Source organism: Moorena sp. SIO3I6, from assembly GCF_010672095.1.
Genome location: NZ_JAAHHU010001713.1, coordinates 1 through 1,050, shown reverse-complemented (window position 1 = coordinate 1,050; position 1,050 = coordinate 1). Strand labels below are relative to the sequence as shown.

Sequence of the window (1,050 nt, the reverse complement as noted above, 5' to 3'; positions counted from 1 at the left end):
CCAACCCAATGGGTAATCATCGGTCGCTACCGCACTTGCTCTTATACAGAAGGATCCCGTCAGCGAATCCCTGACACCCAATTTGAACTCGTGTTTCGTTCCCATCTTCTCTAGATCAACTCAGCGCGCCCAACGCTTCCAGTGCTGACTTCTGTGCTAGGGTCAAACCGGTAACCCCTGTGATGTTCATACCTTGGTAAGGTCGATCAGGAATGAGGGTTTTAATACACTGACCTGTGTGAGTATCCCAAACTTTAATAGTCCCATCATTACTGCCACAAGTAAGCCAATAACTGCTCACCTGTTCTTGATCAGATCTACCCTGGTGATCTTGATGTTTTACGGGACTAAACCCAATCGATGACCGTACTGAATTCCTGTGACCGTGTAAGGTTCTCAGATAGTTACCCGTACTTGCGTGCCAAAGTCTCACGGTTTGATCTAAGCTACCACTGGCAATAAATTCACCATCAGGACTAAAGGCGACAGACCAGACACCTTTACTATGGCCTCGTAAAATCCTGACACATTCCCCAGTCCTAACATCCCAAACCCGGACAGTTTGGTCTCCACTGCTGCTAACTAGGGTTTGGCCATCAGGACTAAATGCTACCGACTGTACCCGACTACTGTGACCCTGTAAAACCTTGAGACATTCACTACTCCTGACATCCCATAAGCGTATGGTTTCGTCTTCACTACCACTGGCTAGGGTTTGACCGTCTCGACTGAAGGTAACAGACCAAATCCAACTGGTGTGACCTCGTAATATCTTAAAACATTCACCAGTATTGACCTCCCATAAGCGGATGGTTTTGTCATCACCACTACTGGCAAGAATCTCACCAAGAGGACTAAAGCTAACGGATTGCACCCAATAGGAGTGACCACACAATACTTTCAGGCATTGACCTGTACTTACTGACCACAAGTGTATGGTTTGGTCAGCGCTGCTGCTAGCGAGAATTTCACCATTGGGATGAAATGCCACAGAAGTCACCCAACCGGTGTGTCCCTCCAGTCTCTTTAAACAGTGATCATTACTGACAA

Annotated in this window: 1 protein-coding gene; it reads right to left on the bottom strand. The window is 47.1% G+C overall.

Annotated features, from left to right (window positions below):
• Positions 1 to 115: 115 nt before the first annotated feature.
• Positions 116 to 1,050 (bottom strand): WD40 repeat domain-containing protein (locus tag F6K49_RS52540; RefSeq protein ID WP_293111048.1); only part of this gene is annotated, 935 nt, incomplete at its 5' end.